Below are 16,463 nucleotides of genomic sequence, written 5' to 3' on the forward strand. Positions count from 1 at the left end.
ATGACTCAAGCAGGCGAGAGCAAGCTGAGATTAATGGTTGTAGATGACGAATCTGACAACCTTGACTTGCTCTATCGAACCTTTAGGCGTGAGTTTGACGTGTTCAAGGCGGAGAGCGCACTGATCGCCCTGAGACTTCTAGACCAGGAAGGGGAGATGGCAGTGATCATCTCCGACCAGCGAATGCCAAAAATGAGCGGCACTGAGTTTCTGAGCCGCACGGTTGAGCGTTTCCCCGATACGACTCGGATTGTATTAACAGGCTACACGGATGTCGAAGACCTGGTAGGCGCAATTAATACAGGCAAGGTTTTCAAATACATCACCAAGCCCTGGAATCCGGACGAACTGAAGCGGGTGGTGCAACAGGCGGCTGATACGTACCGGGTCGTCAAGCAGCGCACAACTGAGCTACAGCGTGCCCTACGACGAGAATCCCTATTTAACGCTGTCACCACTGCGATTCGAGAGTCTTTGGACTATCGCAGTATGCTGCAAACCGTCGTCAACACGATTGGTCGAACTTTTACTGCCGATGCCTGTATTCTTCGCCCTGTTGAAAGTGTGGGTGATCCCATCCATCACCGTCTGCTAGACGAAGTTTTCTCCTACAGAACTGAAGCATCCGCCGCAGAATTAAGCCAGAACGACGCGAATCAACCAGGAGCAATTGCCCCAGTCGCATTAAAAGAAGCGATCGCCACCCGCCAGATCCAGATCATCCCAGCCGAACACCAAACAGCACCCTACAACCAACTCATTGTTCCGCTCAGCTACCAGCAAGATTTTCTAGCCATTCTTGTGCTTTATAGGGGGAGCGATCGCCTCTGGAGCGTCGAAGAAATCGAGCTGATTCAAGGCGTTTCTCAACAGGCATCTTTGGCCATCTCCCAGGCAAAGCTTTATCAGCAGATTCAGGAGCAGACCGAGCAGATGCGGACAGAGCTAGCCGTAGCCCGACAAATTCAAAGCAACCTGCTACGTCAAACTCTACCCGAAGTAGAAGGAGTTAAAGTTCAGGCGTGCTGCTATCCTGCTCGCGAAGTTGGAGGAGATTTTTTTGAAGTTTATCAGCATCCCCAGGGCGACCTCTGGCTAGCAGTCGGAGACGTTTCTGGCAAAGGTGTGCCTGCGGCTTTATTCATGGCCAGTGCGATCTCAGTGCTACGGCGTGAGCTATCTCAAGAAAACCCGCCCGCACCCAACATCGTCATGCGCCATCTCAACAGCAGCCTTTCAGAAGATTTGGTGGGAAGTAACTGTTTCATCACGATGGTCTTGGCCCGATACACACCCTCGACCCAGCAATTGGTATACGCAAACGCAGGACATATTTATCCTCTAATCTGGTCACCGCAGCAAGTCCTGGCTCTAGCAAATAAGCCAGACGTGACTGTAGAGCCAACTTATTTAGAAGTGCGTGGAGTTCCTCTGGGTATCCTGCCAGTATGGCAAGCTGCTGCTGAAGAACTTACCTTAAAATCGGGGCAAATCTTGTTACTCGCCAGTGATGGCATCACAGAAGCGACCGTTTCAGACGAAACAATTGGAACTAGCCAGCAATCAACTCGCTCAATGCTGAAACAATCAGGGCTTTGGAGACTGCTCATCCAACAACAGGGTGAGCTTAGCCTAACCCACCTACTTACCAAAATTCGCGCTCATCATAAAGTTCAGGAAGATGACCAAACCATTCTTTCTCTGGAGGTTCTGTAGTTAATGAGAACTGAACTGCATGTACCGAGCGATCTCAAGTTTTTGACAATCGTTGAAAACTGGCTTTTAGGTTCCCTGGAATCTGAGTTAGGCAATGAAGTTGATTGGCCACGTCAGTCTAATCGGCTTCGCCTGGTTTTGGTAGAAGCTTATTCCAACGTAGTACGTCATGCTCACCGCGATCAGCCCAACTTGCCTGTGCTGATTCGCCTAGAGCTTCGAAATCGGGATATCTGCCTGGAAATTTGGGATCATGGGAAGGGGTTTGACCTATCTACATATCTGCCGCCCACTCCAGAAGACCAGCAAGACGGAGGGTATGGCTGGTTAATTCTCAACCGTCTGATGGATAAAGTAGAATATCGGCTTCAAGTTAATGGGCGAAACTGTCTCAGACTAGAAGCAACCTTGTCCAATCAAGAACAACATTAAACTTGATTAAACTCGCAGAAAGATTGAGGGACGATAGCTAGACGCACTTCGTTAAGCCGCTTTGCATCTATCCACCCTATCTGTTGCCCGATGCCTACTTCTTTAACTAACCGAGCTGTGATTTGAAACTGTAAGGTTGAGGCGGAACGATACATCCCACAGCAAAAAATCCACATGGCTTCAGTCGTTCAAAAAAGCTGAGTATGAGGCTAAATATGAGGCGTTTTGGGTAGATTGGGGAGAAGGGTTAAAAAGGTAAGCCAAATCAAAAGTGCAAAGATGCCGACCATAGTTCACCTGTAGTGTGTGAAGAACTAAGCGTTGCTACATAAACTTCACTGATTTTCACTCCTGTAACACCTTTACCCCATCTATCCAATTGCTCATCTTTTGCAATGGAATAAGGTGCGTATCCTCCTCACAAAAAATCCTCACCAATAGACACCCTGCGCTACCATTCACGCTTCAAAAAATGATTCATACAGGGAGTCTAGTGCAGACAAAGGCAGGACTGTTCAGGACACCTTTTTGTAATACCGTTTCTATAAAAACGAGCTACAGATGGAAGGGCACCCCGCGAAGCGGGGTGCCCTTCCATCTGTAGCTCCAATTTTTGGAAGTGATAAGGTAGCATGAGAGATTTTTTAAGCTGTCGTTTAGGAGACATCCGTAGGGAAAACTGAACCAAGAGGTTTAGGAATGCAGCTATGAAGAAGATGTGGGTCAGACTTGAGATTTGGAGTCTATCTCATTTACCAGCTTTGCCGATCGTGAGACTACATAATCAGCTCAAGCACCTCGAACGCTGTTTTCAGGTTTCCTGTGTGCAGGAATGGGAGTAATGGGAAGGTAGCATTCACATCGGCAGTTCGATGATAAATTCTGTGCCTAGACCGGAGGCAGAAAGGCAGGTGATGGTACCGCCGTGTTTTTCAACAATAATTTGGCGACTGATAGGGAGTCCTAACCCTGTTCCCTTATCTAGGGGCTTAGTGGTAAAGAGGTAGTCAAAGATTTGCGATCGCACCTCTTCTGTCATGCCAGGGCCGTTATCTTCAATGCCAATGATCACCTTATCCTCATAGTCAGCCACTTTGGTGTAAATCGTGATTGTGGCGGGTGATGATTTAGAGAATTTCAGATTTTTTGCACTGGGTTCATCAAACGCATCGATCGCATTGGCGATGATATTCATAAACACCTGGTTGAGCTGAGTGGGGTAGCACTTGACCAAAGGCAACGAGCCATAGCGCCTGTTAACCCGAATGGCGCAACGCTGTCCATTTTCCTTGAGCCGATGTCTCAAGATCATCAGCGTACTGTCGAGTCCTTCATGAATGTTGACAGCGACTTGGATGGAATCTCCTCGTGAAAAAGTTCTCAAAGACTTGCTGATGCTGCAAATCCGGTTGGTGCCTTCGGTCATGGAACCTAGCAGTTTGGGCAAATCTTCGCTGACATAGTCCAGGTCGATCGCCCGAATTTGGGCATCGATTTCCAAGGGTGGCGTGGGGTAGTGCTTTTGGTAAAGTTGCAGCAGCTTCAGCAGTTCTTGGGTATAGCGGCGAGCATACTTGAGGTTGCCTGCAATAAAGTTGACGGGATTGTTGATTTCGTGGGCAACTCCGGAAACGAGCTGTCCTAAAGTAGACATCTTCTCACTCTGAACCAGCTGAAGCTGGACTTGTTTGAGTTGTTCAACCCGCACTTCCAGTTCAGAGTTTGTCCCCTCTAGCGCTACAAATGAAGCTTGCAGTTGACGAGATAGCTGGTTAAAGGATTTTGCCAGGATTCTAATTTCGTCGGCTCCGTTGATTTCTACTTCTGCATCTAGCGGTTGATTGACAAAATCGGGTTGGGCAACGTGTTTAGTTAATCCTTTGGAGGCTTCACTGAGTTGCAGGATGGGCTGAGCGATCCACTGAGCGGTGAGAGTGCCAAGGGCGATCGCCACTAGCAGCGCCACAAAACACAGCATGACTGTGGTGCGAGTGTTGGCATGAATTTGGGACATGAATTCAGACTCAGGCACCACCACAAAAATTAGCCAGTCCAGTCCTTTGCCATCCTGAAAGGCAGTCACTCGTAAAAAGTGACGGTTTCCTGTTGAGCCTTGACCGGAGGTATCCTCCAGGACAAAATTCATCTGGGTTTGAGACTGAATTTGCTCCACTGAGCCAAAGGATTCATTCACATGCTCAGCGGTTGCTCGAATAAACTCGTTCTGGCTTTCCGTTGCCTGGATGCGCTCTGACTGCCCCTCAGCATTTTCTGCAAGAGGTTCAGCGGTGGAACTGGCAACCAGCAGCCCTGAGCGTTCCATGATGAAGGTTTGCCCTGCTTTATCAGCATGTAAGCTGTGGAGGAATTGGTTGATGTCGTTGAGAAACAGGTCTACACCCACAACTCCGGCGATCGCTCCAGCATCGTCGTAGACCGGCAAACTTGCTGTAATCACCAACTGGGACGTATCAAAGTCGGGGTAGATTTCGCTCCAGCTTGCTTCGTTGGAGTTTGCTGCTACAGGGTACCAAGGACGACTTTGGGGCTGATAGGGATCTGGGTCAGTCTCTAGAAACTCGACTCTGTTGGTTTCAAGATCGAGCGTGTAATAGAAAGTTTGATAGTCATTTTGCTTTTGGTTTAAAGCCAATCGCAGTTCCCGATTGTGACCCTGACGAGTCACACCAATGAATTCTCCATCTTGCTGAGTGGCGTAGTAAATCCAGCTGATGGTTTCAAAATGCTGAATTTGCTGCCAGAGATATCGCTTGCTCTGCTCAGATTGAATCTTTAGCTCGCCTCGCTGCACTGCATCTACATTGATCTGGTTAATCAGTTGAGGCGTTGCTAGATAGGTGGTGAGATGTTGCTCGATGCGGGCCGCCGTTTCTTCTTGCAGTTCCGTGGCGAGTTCGCTGACAGCTTTTTGCCCATTTCGCAAGGACAGCCAGCCAACTAACCCCACGACTGCAAACATCTGCAAGACGAAGGGCACAACCAGAATCAAGTGTAGCGGTAGCTTTTGCGGAACTCTGGAAAGCTGACGAGCCAGAAATTTTTGTGGCATCGGTCGTGATCAAGCGATCGGGTTGGAGAGACTAAAACGCTAGATGCCCCAGTGACAAAATCTTTGAAGTTTTGCAGAAGTTTAGCAGTCTTTCCCTATACGTTTCTACTTCCGATCGGGATGCAAATCCGCTTAAAGTGACTCAAGTCATAAGATTTGTCGTCCATTCAGCAAATTAATTACTAGACTTCCTGTAGGAATCATTTCTTACAGCCATTCTCGGATGGGTAAGCCACAGCGTAGGGGCGGTTCGCGAACCGCCCCTACGCTGTGGCTTATAAGCTGTCTCTACAGGAAGGTGTTGCGACGAGGGTATTTGCTTAAACCTTACTAAGGTACTGGTGGATGAATTGGACAGCGATCGCCCCTTCTCCCACCCCCGAAGCAACCCGTTTAATGGAACCGTAACGCACATCTCCGGCAACAAAGATGCCGGGGACGCTGGCTTCTAGCAAGAATGGGTTGCGGTCTAGTGTCCAACCGCGGGGTCGCTGGCGCTCGCGCAGCAGGTCTGGTCCGGTTAGAACAAAGCCTTTTTCGTCCCGTTCGACGACACCGCTGAGCCAATCGGTTTGAGGACTGGCGCCAATGAAAATAAACAGCGATTTGGCAGGAACGTGCTGCGTTTCGCCCGTCTGGGAATTGGCGATCGCAATTTTCTCTAAATGCCCATCGCCCTGCACCTCGACCACACTGCAATAGGGACAGACTTTGATGTTGGGCGTTGATTCAATCTGGTGAATGAGATATTGAGACATGCTGTTCACGAGAGATTCACCCCGCACCAGCATCGTCACCTGACTGGCATAGCGAGAGAAATACATCGCTGCTTGACCGGCCGAGTTTGCGCCACCGACGATGTAGACGTGCTCACCCTGACAGGCGATCGCCTCCGTCATTGCTGCGCCGTAATACACTCCTGCCCCAGTCAACGGTTCGCTGCCTGGCACATCGAGCTTGCGATAGGATACGCCTGTCGCAATCATCAGTGCGTGGCAGCTAATCTCCGTACCATCTACTAGTTTGAGGATGCGGTAGGGGTCTTCCACCCGAACTCCAACGGCTTCTTGGGGAGACAAGATTTCTACGCCGAAGCGTTTGGCTTGCGTCACGGCCCGACGAGCCAGATCGTTACCCGAAAGCCCCACTGGAAAGCCAAGGTAGTTTTCGATGCGAGAGCTTGAACCCGCTTGCCCACCGGGAGCTTGACGCTCGATCATGAGCGTGCTTAATCCTTCGGAGGCTCCATAAACTGCGGCTGCCAGTCCAGCCGGGCCACCACCCACAATTACTAGATCGTAAAAGGGGCGATCGGCTTGAGTTTTCAGCCCGATCTTAGTGGCAATTTCAGCATTAGAGGGCTGGCTGAGGTGTGAACCATCCGGGAACACAATGGTAGGTAGCCGTATGGCATCTTCTCGTCCTGCGTTGGCGTAGGACAATAGCTGGGTTGCCTCTTCCGATTGCTCAAAATCGAGCCACTGGTAGGGCACCTGGTTGCGGGCTAAGAAATCCTTCACCTGGTGAGATTGGGGCGACCAACGGTTGCCAACGACGCGAATCCCCTCAAAGGGTGGGCGGAAGGATGCTTGCCAGTCATCCAGTAAGTCATCCAACACTGGATAAAGCCGCTCCTCTGGAGGATCCCAGGGTTTGAGCAAATAGTAGTCGAGCTTAGCTGCATTGATTGCCTGAATCGCTGCATCCGTGTCTGCATAGGCAGTTAGCAAAACCCGCTTAGCATCCGGGAAAATTTCCATTCCCTGTTCTAAAAATTCAACGCCCGTCATTTGAGGCATTCGTTGGTCTGCCAAAAACAAAGCGACGGATTCATTTCGCAGGCTAAGCTGCTGAGCAGCTTCTAGAGCTGCTGCCCCGGAGTCTGCCCGCACAACTCGAAAGCGATCGCCATATTGATGTCGCAGGTCACGGGCGATCGCCTGCAACACTTCAGGATCATCATCAACGGTCAAGATTGCAGGTTTAGCCATGAGTAATCTGGAGTCTGGATATCTAGTTCAGCAAGCCGCAACACATTCACTATAGGATGCAGCGCCGCGTACTGTTGAGTCTGGTGTCGATACAAATGAATGCAGTGTGCAGCATTGAACTTGACGCAATGCCAAAAGTACTCCGGCTCTCCACTTTCTAGAGGAATTTATTACACTTTGTAAAGGTAGACCAATGGAGTTAATCTATGGCGGTTGGAAGCGACACTTTATTTGAACGGTTTCTGGCTCCTATTTTTAAGAACTTCCTGATTGACCGAGAAGCCCTCACGCAGTTTTACAAGAGCATTGATTGGGAGGCAGAGAGCGATCACCTGCGTCAACCAGACCTGCAATATCCCGACTATTACCGCAGTCAAAATTTTCACAGCATCCAGAATGGCTATTTAAATGTGGATGCAGCCGTTTCCTATGATCCCATTACTCAATACGTTCTACCGCCTAACGAAACGATCGTGCGTCAGGGGTTGATTCAACGCATCCAAAGCAAGCCTCGGCGCATTCTCGATTTAGGTTGCGGTACAGGTTCCACCACGCTGTTACTCAAGCAAGCCTTTCCTCAGGCAGAGGTGATTGGTCTAGACCTGTCGCCCTACATGCTGGTTGTGGCTGACCACAAAGCCCGCAATGCCAAACTCGATATTCAATTTCAGCACGGCAAAGCTGAGCAAACGGGATTTCCCGATGCAAGTTTCGACCTGGTGACGGCTTCTTTGCTGTTTCACGAAACGCCGCCTGCTATTTCCCGTGAAATTTTGCGGGAATGTTTCCGATTGCTCAAGGTGGGCGGTGAGGTTGCCATTCTCGATGGCAATCAGGCTACTATACGGCAAACGGCTTGGCTCACTGAAGTCTTTGAAGAACCCTATATCAAAGACTATGCCGCAGGCAGCGTGGATGCCTGGATGGGTGCCGCTGGGTTTGGTTCAGTGCAAACGGAAGATATTTGGTGGGTGCAACAGGTGACACACGGAGTTAAACCAATTCCTGGTAGTGCGGAGCCGATGCGGTATTCTGAATGGGAAGAAGGCGATCGCCAGTGGGCAATGGGCTAGAGGAAGTATGACCCTCAAGGCAGTTTTGTTTGATTTCAATGGTGTGATCATCAATGATGAACCGCTCCACCAAAAGCTGATTGACGAACTTTTGATTCAGGAAAACTTGCGCCCCAAGCCAGGAGAGTTTTGGGAAGTTTGCCTGGGGAAAAGCGATCGCGTCTGTCTCACAGACCTATTGCAGCGTCGGGGGCGCATCGTCACAGAAGAATACCTGGATCAACTGATTACCCGAAAATCAAAGCTCTATCAACAGCAGTTAGAGGCGATCGACAAGCTGCCGATCTATCCAGGGCTACCCGATCTAATCTTTCAGTTGCGATCGGCTCAGATCAAGATGGCGGTCGTCAGTGGTGCCTTGCGATCAGAAGTGGAACTCGTGTTAAGCCGAGCCGACCTGACCCAAGCCTTTTCATTAATTGTGGCAGGAGACGATATCAAAACCAGCAAACCAGACCCCACTGGGTACCTGCTGGCAGTGGAACAGCTAAATCAGCAATATCCGACGCTCAAGCTAGAGCCGATAGAGTGTCTGGCGATCGAAGACACCCCAGCGGGAATTGAGGCAGCCAAACGGGCTGGAATGCAGGTTGTCGGAGTTGCCAACACTTACCCGTTTCACATGATGCAGCGTCAGTCAAACTGGGCAGTGGACTATCTTTCAGAATTGGAGCTAGATCGAGTGCGGCAGGTATTTGAACGGGCAAAACCTCGCCAAGCAGTCGGCTAACTTGAGCAACAGTGCTATAAAATGCAAAAGCAACTTGGGGAATTAGCTCAGCTGGTAGAGTGCTGCGATCGCACCGCAGAGGTCAGGGGTTCGAATCCCCTATTCTCCATCAAATTTTCTATGTAAAGAGATTCTGGTAACAGTTTCGCCCGTTTTGTCCGTTAAGGAGCTATTTGTCAGTTTTAAGGAACTCTTGTCAAAGAATTTAGTCGAGCAACGTATTTTCAAGGGTTTCAAGCGGCACCTCCTGATTTACTGCTTTTTTTGCTTTGAAATTTCAGTTTTAAGGAGATATTGTCACAAATCACTCATGCCCTTGCTGCCCTGTAGAGGGATGTAGGCAGAGTGATTGGCAAACGATCGTCTGTAGCGCGATCGCAGCACTCCTTTCTATCCATATTTATTCTTTTCAATACCTACCACTAACCAACTGTTGGATAGGCAATCAAAACTTGGCATTAAGTCTGGCTGTAAACTCAAACAAGCCAGAACTCTATACGCCAACTGCTGAAATTTTGGTCGAAGATTCACTCTAGTCTCAGAATCAACAGCAAGTTCTGAACTTTCTATCCATGAACCGCTCAAACGGCGATCTCAACCCCGATCGTAATAGATCCCGTTGCTGAACATCGCATCTTTCTATCCATGAACCGCTCAAACGGCAATCTCAACATTCCTTCTCGTCAGGATTCCTTGAATCAGTTGCTAGCTTTCTATCCATGAACCGCTCAAACGGCGATCTCAACTAGATTCTGAGGGTGTCACATCGTATTCACCCATCTTCTTTCTATCCATGAACCGCTCAAACGGCGATCTCAACCATACCCCCTCAAAACAGTTCTTAGTTTCCCGTTCGCTTTCTATCCATGAACCGCTCAAACGGCGATCTCAACTCTAGCTAATTCAGATCCTTATCCAGACCGGCTGCTTGCAGGGGATTGGCAAAGTTCTTCGGATTGCTCGGCAAGCGCCTTAATTTTTCAAAATTCAGACCCTCAAAAGAGAGAATCAAAATCTTTGTAGTCCAGACTAGAAAAGAATTTGTAGCCTTTTGGCAAACTGACCGGGAAAAATGCTCCCGCTTCGGTTTGCCAAAATAGTGAAGGATTTGTGGATACCCACCTATCACCTGGCAAGCCAAGCTCTAGTGGGCGGTTCGGTAGCTGCGTGGTAGCACACTCACCACTAAGGTGAGCCTGATACCGAAGTAACCTTCGCTCTCACCGCCAAAGCGACTTTGACGACGAGAGTTTTACCCTTTTGCGTGGGAGCGACCTATGCCATACTTGCTAGAGGGCAAACTCTAATACGCATGGCTTCCCGGCTTGTTAATAAGGCGAGCCTACTAACAAACACAACTTGCTGACAGGAAGACCTGTCCACAAGGGCAGCTTCAGGGCGTGCAGGACTCCAAGTAGGAGCCATCTACCAGGGTCGGAAAGAACCCACCTGACGGTGGTAAAACTCACCCCTTTCCTCCACTCAGAGGTTCCTTCAAACCTGAGTGTAGGCGCGATTGCCACTTATTCTACTTTCAAGGTTCAATTTTTGGCTAGGCCGTGTGCGGCTTTCTGCGCTCTAAGGCTGAGCGTGCAACTGCTTCGGCTTGGGCAGTCAACATCCCGTCTATCGGCTGAAAACCACGCTCGATCTTAATTTCCGATTGTTCAGCCTTGTCTGTAATAAATTGAGCTAGCCTGCTGTAGCTCCAGTTATGATGATTGATTTTGTATTGCTTACTGAAGGCATCCTGTTTCTCAACATCGCCTGGAAAACGTTCTTCTGCTCTTGCTTCGATCGCACTGACTAAGCGTTCTCTGATTCCTTTCACATTGGGCATGGCAATACTGCCTGCTAGATGTTTGCGAGCAAGTTCAACAATTGCTTTCGCAATCAGGCGATCGAGATACTTTCCCTGCTCTGATTCAGTAATTTGTCGAGTTCGACCTTGGACTTGGTTCTTATGACGCTGATGGGCATTATGCTTTTGCTTAAGCCGATACTCAGCAAGTAGTGAGTAATTCTTGCCTAGCAGTTGACGAACATTTCGGTAGGTGATTAACTTGCCTGTTGCCCCATCAACGACTGCCACCGTCACCACTTCTTTTCGACTAAAAGCAAGCCCAACTACAATATCGGAATTACCTTTATAGAGCGGCTTTTTGGAGCGAGGATAGGGATTCTCAAGCTTCTTAAGCTGACTCTGAAGTTTGTTTAGATGCTCCTGTTGTTTTTCGGTTAACTCTTCAGTTTCTTGTTTAGTTTCATAGCTCTTAATGAGCCGGTTGACTGCTGCACTTTTTTGGGCAATTAATAGCTCTGTTCCTGCCTCTGTCAGTGCATGATGCTCGATCGCACAGTGCAGGTAGAGGTCGTAGCGATCGCATGGATGGCTGTTTTCTTGTCCTGGCGCTTTAGAGCCGCTGTCCTGTCGTTCTTCCCAAATCAGAGCGGCTGAACAAAGCAAAAATGGGCTTGTCGAATATTGATCTCGATTAGAGGAAAATGTCTCCCAATCTTTCAGAAATTGCTGAAAAAGTGGTAGTTGACGGCGACCGCAGCAGATTTCAAATACTTGCTCACTCTCCATACCCTTGAAGTGGACATAAATTCGATCTTTTACTTCTATAGCAGTGATTGAATCTTTCCGTTTCAGCAAACACCATTGGAGATCATCGCTGCTGTGGAAGAGGATAGGATAGGGGACATTTTTCGGTCTCCTTAGAAGACTTGCTTGCCAAGCCCGTAGTTCATCGTTATCCTTTGGAACCTGTTGAGTTGCTGTTTCCAAAGCTTCTACAAATTTTGCGCCAGTTAAGTCTCTACCCTTTGGTAGGCTGCCTGCTAACTGCACTTCTAGTCGCTCAATCCGCTTTTTCTTGGTGTTGACTTTTTTCAAGAACTGCTTGATATTTTCCCGTCGCTTCGCGACCTTACCTTCGTTTTTAATTAGGTGTGCGATTGCACACTGACTTAAAGGATCGCTGCTTTTAAGCTCAGTGTACTTTTCTATCAAGGCATCAATCAGGGAGCTTGCAGTCTTGCTGCTTCGCGTAGCTGCAGTAGTTGATTGTTTCTTCTGCGTTGTTTTTGTTTGAGCTTGAGGTTGATTTTGTCCAGTTGTCTTAGCAGGTGGTTCAGATTTTTTAGCCTCTAACTGGGCTTTGACTGCTGTAAGGATTTCATGTGCCCTAGTTTTAATTTGTTCTAGTTCACAGCCACAGGCTTCAACTAATTCAACATCGGCTTTTGCCACGCGCAGCCAAGAAGTCAGTTTGTCAATCTGAAGCTGCAAATCCTGTCGTAAGGCGAACCAGCTATCGTAAATAGTTCCGGTAACGAACCAGGCTGATCGCGCTAATCGCTCCGGTAGCTCTTGATAGGGTGAGCTTCTCCGGTGAGTATTCCAGAGCTTTTTGAGTTCTTCGTCAGAAATTTTTCCTTCTTGCCTCCAGCTTTCAAAATCCTTATGTTCAGCAACGGCAACTCGTAGATCTTCAATTAAATTCGAGACTATTACTGATTCTTTCCAGGTTTCTCGCTTCACCTTCCCGCTGGGATAGGCAAAAACCACATTTTTCTTTGTTTTTCGACTTGCTGTTCGCTCGCTTGGAACGACTCGCGCTCGAATTGTAAGTAAACTCATTGCCCTCAACCCAGCAGTAAGCGATCGAGCATCTGAATAAGTCGAAACTACCAAAGTTGCTGCAATATTGCAATTACAAAGCTGTAAAAAAGCAGCAAACGAGTGTAACAGCAGAAGCAGCCGTATGATTTGGGGAAGAAAATATACATAGTCCGAAATGCCAAAGCGGATCTCAATATCCATTCCTGACCCCTACTACAAGAAGCTTGAGCAGTGGGCTGAGTCTGATGACCGCACAGTTGCTGGACTAGCAGGCTACATCTTGCAACGCGCGATCGATGAAGCGGAGCGGGAAGGAAAAATCCAAATTAGAAAAGAGCCACCGCCTACTAAGCCTAAGCACCCATAGTCTTGCTGATCGGGACGACCGGCTACTAATCGAGCAAGGTTTTCGATCGCCTTCCGTTTTCACTTCGGCTTGCTGCCGGTTGCACCGCACCTTCGTGTGCGGCTCCGTTAAAGCATAAAAAAGGACGTGGTCAGCTGACGGAGCAAGGTTGTTGCACCGCACCTTAAACGTGCGGCTCCCTTGAAGCTACTCGCAGAAGAGCGAGACAGGTCTTGCAACAGCCCAATGAAATTTTGCGGCAACGGAGCAGACGCTGGCATTGACGGCAGAACAAGTGTGGCAAAGTGTGGCAGCGGACGGAGGGGACGGTGCGATTGGTGATTAGCTATTTCAACTGAATCTGGCAGCTATTAAGAGGATCATCCGTCTAAATTCTGGCGGATTGTCCAAGGTTTGTAGCCGTTGAGCCATAAACGTAAACTTTACCTTGTGAGTCCATGAAAACGTCAGCAGGCACCGCAGCGGCGGCAGGTAGGGCTGGAATAATTGCAGACAGCGCAAAACCAAAGACCGCAACAGCACGAGCAAGTTTCTTATTGAACATAAAGTCCTTTTTGTGATTGGGAAAAATGACATCAGGCGGACTGTAATCGCCAAAACACTCAGAACACATCACAAAATCTACGGAATGAGAACTATCAAATGGGCTTTGGTGCTGTTATCGATCAGTGCGATCGCGGCTCTACTAGGGGTAGGGTGGCAGCTCTGGAAGCAATCACAGGGAATTGATACCCAGTACTGGCAAGCAGGGGAGGTAATCGATGGTGACACGTTCACAGTTCAGCATGGTCAGGCAACTGAAAAAATCCGACTTTGTGGAATTGATGCGCCGGAGGCAGAGCAGCCACTTGGGGCTGAAGCTGAAGCCTTAGTGAGAAGCTTGGTTGAGGGTGAAGAGGTTGGCATTGTCCCCGTGGAACGCGATCGCTATGGTCGCCAAATCGCTGAGGTGTTCATTGCTGGGAGCGGGGAAGAGGAAACGTTCATTCAGCAAGAGTTGCTGACGGCAGGGCTGGCTTATGTTTACCCTGAGTACGTTGATGGGTGCCCTAACAGTGAATCGATGCGAATGGCTGAGGCAATGGCCCAGGAGAATAAGGTTGGGGTGTGGAATGGTGAGCATCAGCGCCCTTGGGAGTATCGTCGGGCACAGCGGGAATAATGACAGAGTAAACAAAGCGTTTACGTTTTCATAGACACCTTGGGCGATCGCTCCTCATACTGGCGATCGCTTTTTTGCGTTCTCCCACAGTTCCAACTTTCAACTCTAACTGGGGAACTCTAAAAGTTAAAGTCGCCATACCAAATCCACTTTATTCCTATGACAACCGCACAACCTAATCTTTTTGAACTTGCAAAGCAGGGGGATACAAAAGCGATCGCTACTTTGATAAATTTTCGGCTCCAACCAGACAATATAACTGCCAAAATTTCACTTAAAGATAGTTGCTTACATGTGGTGCTAGAGTCAACCGAGGTGCCAAAGCAGCAGGTTGTCCTATTGATTCAGGAAGAGGCAAGAAACCTAAAGTTGAATCTATCGGGAAAGATTAAGAAAATAAAGGTTTATGGACGGCGGAAGGATACTTTTGACTCTGCTTGGAATCAGGAGTTTGAAGTAGAAAAGCAGACGAATTTATCTTGGTTAGCGCCGAAAAAACTGGAGAAAGCTACTACCCGACTAACATACAAAACCCTCTTAAGCAGAAGGGGAAGCCTTCAGATGGGTGGACTTGCGATTGTTTTAGCTATTTTTCTTATAGGCAATGGCTTGTCAGTGGTTTCACACCAAAAGCTTCAAGTTCAATTCGATAGCGTTAAAAGAGAAATTGATGCAAGTCTTCCTAATATTGAAGCAATGGAGTCTCATCTTAGTAAAATGGATTCCCACTTGAACGGACTAGACCAAAAAATTAAATTTTCAGAAACATATATTAGATCAATGGAGCAAAGATATCCAAATGGTATTCCTTCATCCCTATACCAAAGTTATTCTGAATTAATAGATGAACATAATACAACTATCACTTCTTATAACAGTGCCTTAAGTGAGTACGAAGCTTTTTACTCAAACTACAGTTTTGCAATTGATCAATATAACATCCGTGTTAAGCAAGCTAATTCTATTTCACAGAGAATAGGAAACATCACGTATGCTGTACCCATTCCTGGAGTAAGAATTAGAGGCAATTAAGCAGATTGAGTAGTCTTTAAGTAGTCTTTAAGTAGAACACCTTTGGCGATCACTACTCATACTGGCGATCGCTTTTCTAGTGAAGTAACTTGTCAATTTAACTAATTAATTAACGCGCTCAATTTGAGGCTTTTTTGGAAAACTGTATGGCAGATGCAAAAAGCAGTTGGGTAGATTCTTTAGCTATTCCTCAAGAAGGAAAGCAACTTTTTGAGGACAAAAACCTTAAAAGTAAACTAATAAATGCAAAAAACCGAGAAGAGTTCATTGGAGAATTATCTAATAAATATTCTCTGTCAAGTTTTGATTATCAAAACATTGTAGGTACTCTTTACCAAGAGTTTTTTAGACGGATGCAAGAGTCTAACGATTCAGGTGAAAAATTTACAGCCAAAGAAATTGAAACGGCAAAAGTATTGCTTGAATGGGCAAAACTTCAAACAGCGATATTACCATCTATGGTTAAAACCCCATTTCTCAATGTTTACCACGCTGGAAAAAGGGTAGTCACTTTTTCGCCATTTATTCATAAAAGAGAGGATATAGAAATTCCATTTAGAGATCGAAGATCTAAGAAGGAGCCGATCTACTTATTAGAAGAGGAAGAAGATCGAAATGAGGGAATCGTTAAGTTAAGCAGGATAGGTATCCAAAGGGGGTTAAACCCAAATAGGAGGAAAAACTTGAAATACAGTGACATACCAAACCCTGAATCTTTTTGCAAAGTTTTGGATTGGATAGTTGATAAGATTGACAGTGAAACTCAGGAAATCCAGCAATTCAAAGACAAAATTAATTTAATTAACGAAAATATCCTTATTGATGAAAAATCTTTTGAATACAAAAGCTTTAAGGACGCAAGAAAATATATTGAGACATCTATAGTTCTGCGCCAAGGACAACCGCAGTTTAGACAGAAGTTGATCGAAGTTTATAAGAGATGCATTGTAACAGGCTGTGGTGTAGAAGACGTACTAGAAGCTGCCCATATCCATCCCTATCAAGGGAAAGCAACAAATATTGTTCAGAATGGATTGCTTTTGAGAGCTGATATCCATACCCTTTTTGATCGCTATTTGCTTACTATCAACCCAAAAAACAATACTATTAAAATAGCCCTCCAATTATTAAACACAGAATATAAAATATTAGAAAATCAACTATTAGATCCTTCGCTCAAGCTTCTAGCTAATAAAAGCCTGTTAAAATGTCACTACCTTATAGCTTTAAGTAAATGGAAATTTGAGTAGAGGAATGCAGGT

The 16,463-nt window shown here is 47.2% G+C and carries 13 protein-coding genes, 1 tRNA gene, 1 pseudogene and 1 CRISPR repeat array; of the genes and pseudogenes, 11 read left to right on the plus strand and 4 right to left on the minus strand.

The window, feature by feature from the left end; translation table 11 throughout:
- The 3 genes from H6F88_RS17380 (at position 1) to H6F88_RS34050 (ending at position 2,990) form a co-directional block, all read left to right on the plus strand.
- Positions 1-1,716, plus strand: a complete 1,716-nt coding sequence (locus H6F88_RS17380) for a SpoIIE family protein phosphatase (RefSeq protein WP_190643997.1) — start codon at positions 1-3, stop codon at positions 1,714-1,716.
- A 3-nt stretch (positions 1,717-1,719) separates the two neighbouring features.
- Positions 1,720-2,148: an anti-sigma regulatory factor gene (locus H6F88_RS17385; protein ID WP_190643998.1), complete on the plus strand. Its 429-nt coding sequence runs from the start codon at positions 1,720-1,722 to the stop codon at positions 2,146-2,148.
- A gap of 707 nt (positions 2,149-2,855) precedes the next feature.
- Entirely contained in the window at positions 2,856-2,990 is a 135-nt protein-coding gene (locus H6F88_RS34050; protein ID WP_277882192.1) for a hypothetical protein, read from the plus strand.
- A gap of 14 nt (positions 2,991-3,004) precedes the next feature.
- Here the strand turns inward: H6F88_RS34050 and H6F88_RS17390 are convergent, their stop codons facing one another.
- Positions 3,005-5,218: an ATP-binding protein gene (locus H6F88_RS17390; RefSeq protein WP_190643999.1), complete on the minus strand. Its 2,214-nt coding sequence runs from the start codon at positions 5,216-5,218 to the stop codon at positions 3,005-3,007.
- Positions 5,219-5,538: 320 nt separating this feature from the next.
- On the minus strand, positions 5,539-7,209 hold the full coding sequence (locus tag H6F88_RS17395) for an FAD-dependent oxidoreductase (RefSeq protein ID WP_190644000.1): 1,671 nt from the start codon (positions 7,207-7,209) through the stop codon (positions 5,539-5,541).
- A 206-nt stretch (positions 7,210-7,415) separates the two neighbouring features.
- Here H6F88_RS17395 and H6F88_RS17400 point away from each other — a divergent pair, with 206 nt between their 5' ends.
- From H6F88_RS17400 to H6F88_RS17410, 3 genes are all read left to right on the plus strand, one after another.
- Positions 7,416-8,282: a class I SAM-dependent methyltransferase gene (locus H6F88_RS17400; protein ID WP_190644001.1), complete on the plus strand. Its 867-nt coding sequence runs from the start codon at positions 7,416-7,418 to the stop codon at positions 8,280-8,282.
- Positions 8,283-8,289: 7 nt separating this feature from the next.
- Positions 8,290-9,012: an HAD family phosphatase gene (locus tag H6F88_RS17405; RefSeq protein ID WP_190644002.1), complete on the plus strand. Its 723-nt coding sequence runs from the start codon at positions 8,290-8,292 to the stop codon at positions 9,010-9,012.
- Between the two features lie 36 nt (positions 9,013-9,048).
- A tRNA-Ala gene (locus H6F88_RS17410) sits at positions 9,049-9,121 on the plus strand.
- A gap of 453 nt (positions 9,122-9,574) precedes the next feature.
- Positions 9,575-9,905: a CRISPR direct-repeat array (repeat unit 37 nt; unit sequence CTTTCTATCCATGAACCGCTCAAACGGCGATCTCAAC).
- A 659-nt stretch (positions 9,906-10,564) separates the two neighbouring features.
- On the opposite strand, the gene cas12k is transcribed toward H6F88_RS17410, so the two are convergent.
- Positions 10,565-12,658 (minus strand): type V CRISPR-associated protein Cas12k, encoded by a 2,094-nt coding sequence (cas12k, locus tag H6F88_RS17415; protein ID WP_190644003.1) that lies wholly within the window; start codon positions 12,656-12,658, stop codon positions 10,565-10,567.
- A 157-nt stretch (positions 12,659-12,815) separates the two neighbouring features.
- On the opposite strand from cas12k, the gene H6F88_RS17420 reads away from it, so the two are divergent.
- On the plus strand, positions 12,816-13,007 hold the full coding sequence (locus tag H6F88_RS17420; protein WP_190644004.1) for a hypothetical protein: 192 nt from the start codon (positions 12,816-12,818) through the stop codon (positions 13,005-13,007).
- 206 nt (positions 13,008-13,213) lie between these two features.
- Positions 13,214-13,342, plus strand: a pseudogene (locus H6F88_RS33430) (IS1 family transposase); the annotation flags it as partial.
- 32 nt (positions 13,343-13,374) lie between these two features.
- Here H6F88_RS33430 and H6F88_RS17425 read toward each other — a convergent pair.
- Positions 13,375-13,620, minus strand: coding sequence for a hypothetical protein (locus H6F88_RS17425; RefSeq protein WP_190644005.1), 246 nt, complete (start codon positions 13,618-13,620; stop codon positions 13,375-13,377).
- A 15-nt stretch (positions 13,621-13,635) separates the two neighbouring features.
- Here H6F88_RS17425 and H6F88_RS17430 point away from each other — a divergent pair, with 15 nt between their 5' ends.
- From H6F88_RS17430 to H6F88_RS17440, 3 genes are all read left to right on the plus strand, one after another.
- Positions 13,636-14,169 carry a thermonuclease family protein gene (locus H6F88_RS17430; RefSeq protein WP_190644006.1) on the plus strand — a complete coding sequence of 178 codons (534 nt, stop codon included), beginning with the start codon at positions 13,636-13,638 and terminating at the stop codon, positions 14,167-14,169.
- 159 nt (positions 14,170-14,328) lie between these two features.
- The gene (locus tag H6F88_RS17435) at positions 14,329-15,201 is read left to right on the plus strand and encodes a hypothetical protein (protein ID WP_190644007.1); all 873 of its coding nucleotides are present in this window, start codon (positions 14,329-14,331) and stop codon (positions 15,199-15,201) included.
- Positions 15,202-15,347: 146 nt separating this feature from the next.
- Positions 15,348-16,451, plus strand: coding sequence for an HNH endonuclease (locus H6F88_RS17440; RefSeq protein ID WP_199333658.1), 1,104 nt, complete (start codon positions 15,348-15,350; stop codon positions 16,449-16,451).
- Positions 16,452-16,463 lie beyond the last annotated feature (12 nt).

Origin of the sequence: Oculatella sp. FACHB-28, assembly GCF_014696015.1 — a bacterium.
Taxonomy (GTDB): Bacteria; Cyanobacteriota; Cyanobacteriia; order Elainellales; family Elainellaceae; genus JAAUTN01.

Bases quoted from the DNA above. Each gene is read 5' to 3' on its own strand.
- H6F88_RS34050 (WP_277882192.1), top strand. From the start codon at position 2,856: ATGAAGAAGATGTGGGTCAGACTTGAGATTTGGAGTCTATCTCATTTA.
- cas12k (WP_190644003.1), bottom strand. From the start codon at position 12,658: ATGAGTTTACTTACAATTCGAGCGCGAGTCGTTCCAAGCGAGCGAACA.
- H6F88_RS17420 (WP_190644004.1), top strand. From the start codon at position 12,816: ATGCCAAAGCGGATCTCAATATCCATTCCTGACCCCTACTACAAGAAG.
- H6F88_RS17425 (WP_190644005.1), bottom strand. From the start codon at position 13,620: ATGTGTTCTGAGTGTTTTGGCGATTACAGTCCGCCTGATGTCATTTTT.
- H6F88_RS17390 (WP_190643999.1), bottom strand. From the start codon at position 5,218: ATGCCACAAAAATTTCTGGCTCGTCAGCTTTCCAGAGTTCCGCAAAAG.
- H6F88_RS17400 (WP_190644001.1), top strand. From the start codon at position 7,416: ATGGCGGTTGGAAGCGACACTTTATTTGAACGGTTTCTGGCTCCTATT.
- H6F88_RS17405 (WP_190644002.1), top strand. From the start codon at position 8,290: ATGACCCTCAAGGCAGTTTTGTTTGATTTCAATGGTGTGATCATCAAT.
- H6F88_RS17395 (WP_190644000.1), bottom strand. From the start codon at position 7,209: ATGGCTAAACCTGCAATCTTGACCGTTGATGATGATCCTGAAGTGTTG.
- H6F88_RS17430 (WP_190644006.1), top strand. From the start codon at position 13,636: ATGAGAACTATCAAATGGGCTTTGGTGCTGTTATCGATCAGTGCGATC.
- H6F88_RS17380 (WP_190643997.1), top strand. From the start codon at position 1: ATGACTCAAGCAGGCGAGAGCAAGCTGAGATTAATGGTTGTAGATGAC.
- H6F88_RS17440 (WP_199333658.1), top strand. From the start codon at position 15,348: ATGGCAGATGCAAAAAGCAGTTGGGTAGATTCTTTAGCTATTCCTCAA.
- H6F88_RS17385 (WP_190643998.1), top strand. From the start codon at position 1,720: ATGAGAACTGAACTGCATGTACCGAGCGATCTCAAGTTTTTGACAATC.
- H6F88_RS17435 (WP_190644007.1), top strand. From the start codon at position 14,329: ATGACAACCGCACAACCTAATCTTTTTGAACTTGCAAAGCAGGGGGAT.